The sequence below is a fragment of the Parahaemophilus parainfluenzae genome, from assembly GCF_001053575.1.
GTDB lineage: Bacteria > Pseudomonadota > Gammaproteobacteria > Enterobacterales > Pasteurellaceae > Haemophilus_D > Haemophilus_D parainfluenzae_S.
Map to the genome: position 1 here is coordinate 1 of NZ_JVSL01000030.1, position 8,268 is coordinate 8,268.

The 8,268-nt window shown below is 40.0% G+C and carries 5 protein-coding genes and 1 rRNA gene; 1 reads left to right on the forward strand and 5 read right to left on the reverse strand.

Annotation, left to right across the window (positions count from 1 at the left end):
- The first annotated feature begins 19 nt into the window (after window positions 1–19).
- Window positions 20–135 (forward strand): 5S ribosomal RNA (rrf, locus tag AC979_RS05860).
- A 166-nt stretch (window positions 136–301) separates the two neighbouring features.
- Here the strand turns inward: rrf and glnE are convergent.
- Genes glnE through tsaE form a run of 5 tightly spaced genes read right to left on the reverse strand, consistent with a single transcriptional unit; the run spans window position 302 to window position 8,112 of the window.
- The gene (glnE, locus tag AC979_RS05865) at window positions 302–3,235 is read right to left on the reverse strand and encodes a bifunctional [glutamate--ammonia ligase]-adenylyl-L-tyrosine phosphorylase/[glutamate--ammonia-ligase] adenylyltransferase (RefSeq protein ID WP_080971319.1); all 2,934 of its coding nucleotides are present in this window, start codon (window positions 3,233–3,235) and stop codon (window positions 302–304) included.
- A gap of 3 nt (window positions 3,236–3,238) precedes the next feature.
- Window positions 3,239–4,192 (reverse strand): tRNA (adenosine(37)-N6)-dimethylallyltransferase MiaA, encoded by a 954-nt coding sequence (gene miaA / locus AC979_RS05870; RefSeq protein WP_049373339.1) that lies wholly within the window; start codon window positions 4,190–4,192, stop codon window positions 3,239–3,241.
- Window position 4,193: 1 nt separating this feature from the next.
- Window positions 4,194–6,038, reverse strand: coding sequence for a DNA mismatch repair endonuclease MutL (gene mutL, locus AC979_RS05875; RefSeq protein ID WP_049373340.1), 1,845 nt, complete (start codon window positions 6,036–6,038; stop codon window positions 4,194–4,196).
- A gap of 8 nt (window positions 6,039–6,046) precedes the next feature.
- Window positions 6,047–7,630 carry an N-acetylmuramoyl-L-alanine amidase gene (locus AC979_RS05880; RefSeq protein WP_049373342.1) on the reverse strand — a complete coding sequence of 528 codons (1,584 nt, stop codon included), beginning with the start codon at window positions 7,628–7,630 and terminating at the stop codon, window positions 6,047–6,049.
- A gap of 11 nt (window positions 7,631–7,641) precedes the next feature.
- On the reverse strand, window positions 7,642–8,112 hold the full coding sequence (tsaE, locus tag AC979_RS05885) for a tRNA (adenosine(37)-N6)-threonylcarbamoyltransferase complex ATPase subunit type 1 TsaE (RefSeq protein WP_049373343.1): 471 nt from the start codon (window positions 8,110–8,112) through the stop codon (window positions 7,642–7,644).
- Window positions 8,113–8,268: the final 156 nt, after the last annotated feature.

Consider the following 8,268-nt stretch of genomic DNA (forward strand, 5'->3'; position numbering starts at 1 on the left):
AAGTTATTAAAGGAATAATCCTGGCGGCGATAGAGCGGTGGTCCCACCTGACCCCATACCGAACTCAGAAGTGAAACGCCGATGCGCCGATGGTAGTGTGGGGCTTCCCCATGTGAGAGTAGGACACCGCCAGGTACTGAATGTGAACCTTGAGCTGAATGGCTTGGGGTTTTTGTTTATGGAGTTTTGTTAAAGATTACTTTGACAATATAAGTGTGGTAGAAAGTTAGTCTGTTTTTATGTAAAGAATATATAAAAAGGAGTTTATCCCAAATATCTGGAGATAGACTCCTTTAATCTTTTAAGAAAAGAGCTTATTCCAGAAAGAACAAACAAATTCCCTTTCTTCTGCAAATGCCGAATCATCAACAATGACAGGATTTCCTAGTAAGTTCAGGTGATGGATTTTATTACGCAGTGTCACGTAACAGGATTTGAGCTTTTCACATTCTGTTAGAGAAATAATGTGATATTCTGCCATTGAATCAAAGATACGGACATTATCAGACCATTTGGTTAATATTGGATTAGCTGGGGCATTCGCGAGCATCAGATACTGGGCGATAAATTCAATATCGGTAATACCACCACGATCTGTTTTGATATTAAAAAAGCCTTCTTTTGTATGAGATAAATGTTCGTACATTTTTTCACGCATGTCTCTTACTTCAATTTTTAGCTGATTAATATCTCTTTGAGCAGAAAGCACATTACAGCGAATTTTTTCAAATTCTGTTTTTAATTCAGTTTCTCCAAAAATAGCACGGCTACGGACAAGTGCTTGCTTTTCCCAAATCCATGCTTCATTGAGTTGATAGTTTTCAAATGCTTGAAGTGAACAGCCTAATAAGCCTGCATCGCCTGAAGGTCGTAATCGCATATCAACATCGTAAAGTACGCCTGCACTGGTATTCATGCTAAAAATGCTGACAATTTTTTGAGCTAATCTTAAATAGAATTGATTGCTATCAATGGATTTTTTCCCTCCAATAGTTTGGCCTTCAACCGCTTGGTATAAAAAGACTAAATCCAAATCGGATTTATACCCGAGTTCAATTCCGCCTAATTTACCGTAGCCAATGACTAAAAAGCCTTTTTCTGTTTTACCTACTAGATGTTCCGGTACACCAAAGCGTTGACTGACTTGTTGCCAAGCAAAATTGACAACGGCATCAATGATCGCTTCAGCCAGATAAGTGAGATGATCGCTCACTTTCATAACAGGCAATACGCCGAGAATATCGGCCGCTGCAACGCGTAATAAAATAGACTGTTTGAATTGGCGTAAACCGTCAATAAATTGTTCTTCATCATCTTGAGGTAATCGCAGCATATATTGCTTCAATTCATCAGGATACTGTGTGAACGGTAATGGATTACGTAGCGCTTCAGTATTTAATAATTCATCGAGTAGAATAGGATAGCGAGCCACTTGTTCAGCGATCATCTGGGATTGCGCACATAGTTCAATTAGCTGCTCAATGGCTTGGGGATTTTCTAAGAGTAATTCTAAATACGTCGTTCTACTCGCAATTTTATCGACAATATTGAGGATGCGTGGCAATAAAGTGCGGTAATTTTTTTGTTCAAATATTTGAGTGAAGATATTTGGCAATAAGTGAGCTAAAACTTCTCGACCACGAGAGCCAATAACACGGCGCGCAAGTCCCTCTTTGAATTGAATAAGTTTATCTAAGATATCGGAAATTGCGTCATCATCAATGTGATTATCAACCAACATTTGTTCAATGTCATCAAGATCACTTTCTAAAAAATCAATCCACTGATTATTCTCATCGCTACGTTCATCTTTTTCTTCACCAATTAATGCATCAAAAACTGACCGCACTTTTTGTTGGTGTGCTTGTAGAATTTGATAGAAATCATCCCAGTTTTCAATTGGATAAGATTTTATCGTAGCCTGATTATTCTCATCTAAATAAGTGTATTCTCGACAAGCAACCATCAATCTAAGACGATTTTCTTCATCTGTTGGAAGTAGTTGCGTTTGTTGATCATCAATGGCTTGTAGCACGTTTTCAGTGCGACGAAGGAAGATATAAGCTTCTCTTAATTCATGATATTGTTCAGGTGTAATTAACCCAAGATCTCGTATTTCAGGGAGAAGTTTAAGCAATTCATGTTGTTGGAGCTTAATCTCACGTCCACCACGAATCAGTTGAAAAACTTGTACAATAAATTCGATTTCTCGAATTCCGCCTGCGCCTAGTTTAATATTGTCTTTTAAGCCACGACGACGTACTTCACGCTCGATTTTACCTTTCATTTCACGTAAAGCTTGAATCACACTAAAATCAATATAGCGTCGATACACAAAGGGGCGAAGTAATTGCTGCAAGGTTTTTACATAGGGATCTTGCGCATCAGCGCCTAAAATACGCCCTTTGATCATGGCATAGCGTTCCCAGTCTCGCCCTTGATCTTGGTAATATTGCTCCATTGCAGAAAAACTTAAGGCTAGCGCACCGCTGTCACCAAAAGGGCGAAGGCGCATATCCGTACGATAGACAAAGCCATCTGGCGTAAATTGATCCAATGCATTAATCAGACGTTGTCCTAAACGGGTAAAAAATTTAGCATTGTCAATGGCTCGTCTTGCACCAACGGTTTCTCCCTGTGAAGGATAGGTAAAAATTAAATCAATATCAGAGGAGAAATTTAGTTCAAAACCACCTAATTTTCCCATACCAAGAATATAGAGTTGCTGTGGGTTGCCATTTTCATCACAAGGCGTGCCCATTTCTTCGCAAGCTTGTTTATACAGCCAATCTCTCGCACCAATGATAAGGCTCTCAGCAAGTTGAGAAAGACGAATAAAAATTTCTTCTACGGTGGCAAGATTCAAGCTTTGGCAGAAACTGAGCTTCGCCATTTCTTGATTACGAAAATCTCGTAGCGTTTTGTAAAGCTGTTCTTCGTTTTGGATAGTAGAGAGTTGGTTAGCTAAACAGCTGCCATAATGTTGACAATCTGAAAATTGAGGAGGATGTTGCCACCATTGAGCTAAAAAGTGCGGTTGTTTTTTTAAGACTTTTTCCAAGAAATCAGACAGACTGATGGCATAGTTGATTTGTCCGATTGGCGTCGTGAGATCTGTTGCATCTCGCTCGATTTGTTGGGTTAATTCATCAAGATTCATTTCGGGGAAATATTGGCAAAGCACTTCGCCAAGTTGAATGAGTTTTTCAGTCGAAAGCGGAAGTGAAAGCGCCATAATTTACCCCTTAAAATGTTCGTCAATCTTGCGTAGTACGATTTCTTTGGCTTGTTGCGGTTGCAGACTATCTAGCCAATTTAATGGTGTTTTCCAGCTGCGTAGCCAGGTGATTTGTCGTTTGGCTAATTGGCGAGTCGCACAAATGCCACGGAAGACCATTTCTTCATGATCATAGTCACCACGTAAATATTCCCACATTTGGCGATAGCCCACACAGCGGATAGAAGGCAAATCAGGATGGAGATCTTCTCGTTGATAGAGTTTTTCCACTTCTTCTTGGAAACCTAATTCGATCATTTTATGGAAACGTTGTTCGATACGTTGATGCAATACCGCGCGATCTTCTGGTGCAATAGCAAACTGTAAAAATTGATAAGGCAATTCTTCGCCTTTTTGTTCGGTTAATTCCGTTAATGATTTGTCCGTTAAATAGAATACTTCTAATGCACGATTAATTCGCTGCGAATCATTTGGATTGATACGCTCTGCAGAAATAGGATCAATTTTTTGTAATTCTTGATGAAGTGCTGGCCAGCCAAATTTCTGCGCTTTTTCTTCAATCTCTAACCGTAACTTTTCATCAGCAGATGGAAGGGGAGAAAGGCCTTCAATCAATGCTTTGTAATACAACATAGTGCCGCCAACCAAAAGCGGAATTTTACCTTGCGCGGTAATATCAGCCATTTCTCTGAGTGCATCATCACGAAAATTCATCGCGGAATAACTTTCAGCGGGATCTAAAATATCGATTAAGCGGTGGGGGGCAAGGGCTAGTTCTTCTTTAGAAGGCTTTGCCGTACCAATATCCATGCCTTTATAAATTAATGCAGAATCGACGCTGATCACTTCCACGGGCAGGCTTTGACGTAATTGAATAGCAAGATCTGTTTTTCCGGAGGCCGTTGGCCCCATCAGAAAAAGTGCGGTTGGTTTGGAGTCAGTTTTTTGTGTCATATTACAAATCGCTTAAAAAAGGCTGCCAGTTAATCGGTTTCAGTAATGTATTAAATTTTTCTTGATGAGTTTTATTCAGTAAGCGTTCCGTTTCACTTAATAAGCTGACCGCATCCGCTAATACTTGAATTGGTTTCATCTCTAGCGTATGACAAAGTGCGGTCAGGAAATCAGGCATATTTTCTAGATGTTTAGCAAGCAGACCCACCACACATTTTTGTAAATTTTGTGTACGTAAAATAGCGGGTACTTTGTTTAATGTAAGGCGTAGCTGGGCTTCATTCTCAATGAATTCAAAACCACTTTGTTGAAAATAGGCTTTTTGTTTTTGCCATTGTTCAAATTGTTTTTCATCTAAGCGAAAAATAATCGGAATGAGCAACGGCTGTTGTGAAATTTCACCTTGTTGTAAGGTTAATTCATAATTTAAGGTTTGCAATTTAGCTAATGACATCAAATAAAACTGCTGATTTTGTTGTAAAAGCAATGCTTTATTTTCAATTAATGCCAATGCACGTAAATAGCCTGTTTCACTTGTCTGTGGGAGTTGTTCAACGACAGGTGTTGTTGAAACTTGAGAATTTTCCGCAGGGCGTATTAATTCCCCATATAAGCGTTGTTCGGTCTTTGTCGGTTGTTCACGATAACCATATGACGGAACGTAGTCACTACGGTTTGAAAAGTGCGGTCGATTCTCTGATTGTTTTTCACGAGGCTGATGATAATGCGAGGCAAAAATATTTTGCCCAGCCGCCGCACGATTGGGTTTAGGTTCATAGTGGGTTTGATATGAAGCCGAAGGCTCTCTTGCCTCATTCATCGTTGACGCTAAATCCAATTCAGCTTGAGGAATGGCATTGAGCGCATTTGTTACGCCTTGGCAGATAAAATCATGAATTAAACGCGCTTGATGGAAACGCACCTCGTGTTTTGTTGGGTGCACGTTGACATCGACATCATGTGGATTGAGATCGATAAATAGTACAAATGCAGGGTATTGCTCAGTATGCAAATGCTCCGCATAAGCTTGACGAATGGCGTGGGTGATCACTTTATCACGCACCATTCGTCCATTGATATAGCAATAGCTTAAATCATTCTGAGAACGGGTAAATTCAGGTGTCGCCACCCAGCCAGAAAGATGCAGATCATCATGTTTCCAATCAATACGTAAGGCATGTTGAACAAAATCACCGCCACAAATGGCAGCAACGCGTTTTAGTTGTTGTTCTTCATTTGCCGCTGGGCGGTATTGTCGAACAATTTTGCCGTTATGAGTGAGCGTAAAAGCGATATTAAATTTTGCTAAAGCAATTCGGCGAATGACTTCATCAATATGAGCAAATTCTGTTTTATCGGTGCGTAAGAATTTACGACGAGCTGGCGTGTTAAAAAAGAGATTCGCCACTTCAACTGTTGTACCGACTGGATGAGACGCAGGTTTAATTGTAGTTTCCATCTCTCGTCCCTGTGCGTAAACCTGCCACGCTTCATTTTGCTCAGCTGTGCGAGAGGTAAGCGTGAGACGAGAAACCGAGCTGATACTAGCAAGGGCTTCACCGCGGAAACCTAAACTTAAAATGGCTTCGAGATCATCAAGATCGGCAATTTTACTGGTTGCGTGTCGAGCGAGTGCGAGGCTTAATTCTTCTTTAGGAATGCCACTGCCATTATCTCGAATACGAATCAGGCTGGCACCGCCGTTTTCAATATCTATATGAATTTTATTGGCACCGGCATCAAGGCTGTTTTCCACCAATTCTTTCACCACAGAGGCAGGGCGTTCGACCACTTCACCTGCGGCAATCTGATTAGCCAGCTGTGGAGAAAGAATTTTGATTGCCATAGGATTCCTTATTTTTCTTTAAGTTTAATTTTTTGACCAGTCACGACTTTGCCGTTTTTCAATGTTGGGTTCAGTTTTAAAAGACGATTAACCGGTACATTGTATTCACGAGAGATAGCATAGATAGTTTGATCGGCTTTCACTGTATGGTAAAGCGGGGTTTCTTTCTTGCCATCATCTTTCTTCTCATTTCCTTTTGAAGAAGTATCTTTTTTATTCTCAGCTTTTTCTTGTTTTTGATCTTTTTTAGAAACCGCTTTTTCAGCTTCAACAATTTTGCTGTTTTTTCCTTTATTATCGGCTTTGGTTTTATCATCCGATTTAGGTTTTTCTTCTACCTTTTTACCCTTGCCGTTATCTGGAATTTTGATGGTTTCATTCAGCCAAAGTTCTTTACGTTTTAGTTTATTTAATTCAATAATTTCACTGACTTTTACATCATATTTGTTCGCCAGACTACCAATGCTTTCACCTGGTTTCACTTTATGACGGACGCCGCTGTCTTTGACATCGGAAGTGCGGTCTGATTTTTCAGTGTTTTTCTCTTCTTTTTTAGTTGGCTCTTCTGCTTTTTTGCCTTTGCCATTATCAGGAATCTTAATGGTTTCATTTAACCAAAGTTCTTTGCGTTTCAGTTTATTTAACTCAATGATTTCGCTGACTTTGACATCATATTTGTTCGCCAGACTACCAATGCTTTCACCTGGTTTCACTTTATGGCGAATACCGCTGTCTTTGACATCTGAAGTGCGGTCAGATTTTTCATTGTTTTTATCGTTTGATTTTGTAGATTTGCTGTCTTGCTCATCACTAGGTGGAACGGCAATCGCTTTTAAATTACCATTACGATAAGCAACCAAACCTTCATAAATCATATAAGCAATACGACGACGATAAGCAATGGTATTCAGTTTTTGTTCTTCTTCCATATTGGAAAGGAAACCTGTTTCCACCAGAACAGAAGGAATATCGGGTGAACGCAATACGCCAAGGCTCGCATGTTGTGGCGTGCTGCGACTTAAGGAGGTTACGCGAGCAAAGCGACGTAAAATGCTGTTACCAAGTTCGTAGCCTGTACGTTGGCTGTGACCAAATTGTAGGTCGAGTACAGTTTGATCTAAATATTTGTCATTGTTATTGGAAAGTACTTTTCCTGCGCCACCTAAAAGCTCAGAGCGTTTTTCATCATCTTCTAACCATTGACCCATTTCATCGTTGGCACGGCGATTGGATAGCACCCAAACAGATGCGCCACGTTGGTCTGCATTGAGAGAGGAGTCAGCATGGATAGACACAAGGAAATTTGCTTTATATTTACGTGCGATTTCAGAACGTTCTGGCACGGAAATGTAGTAATCGCTACTGCGTGTTAAAACACCTTTGAAATTAGGATCTTTATCTAATAAGGCTTTTAATTCTCGCGCGATAGAAAGGGTGACATTTTTTTCATAAATGCCTAAATTTTTTCCGATAGCACCGGGATCTTTACCGCCATGACCAGGATCAATGGCAATTGTCCATTGTGGCGCGGCAAATACGGTAGTAGAAATTAGAGAAAATATTCCAAAAAGAAACGAAAATTTTGCTTTCATGTAAATCAATTTTATAGTTGTGTCAAAATATGCTCGCCCACTGAGTTTTGAGCAATTAGCGTAATGTTGCGAGCATCGTCGTAATAATCAATATTCACCAATAAATCAGCTTCAGGCAAGATGCCCTCACCTTTTTCTGCCCATTCGATTAAGCAGATACAATTTTGGCTGAAATAATCACGAATGCCCATAAATTCCAATTCTTCAGGATCGGCAAGACGATATAAATCAAAGTGATAAATCATTTTTCCTGCAATGTTATACTCTTCCACTAAGGTATAAGTAGGACTTTTGACATTGCCTTGGTAGCCTAAACCTTGCACCATTCCACGAGTCAGGGTGGTTTTTCCCGCACCAAGATCGCCATTAAAATAAAGCACAATAGCGTTATCTTTCGGTTGTTTTACAAGCACTTCTGCGAGTTTTTTACCAAAACGGAGCATCGTGCCTTCATCAGGAATGTATTGGGTTAATTCGGTCATTCTTAGAGTGATTTTTTAGGTTAAAGTTTCTGGGGGATTTTATCGTATTTTGAAGGGAATATGTAGGGAAAATACAATAAAAAAATCCGCTGCTTTTCAGCAACGGATTGAGAATTTGGAGCGGGAAACGAGGCTCGAACTCGCGACCCCGACCTT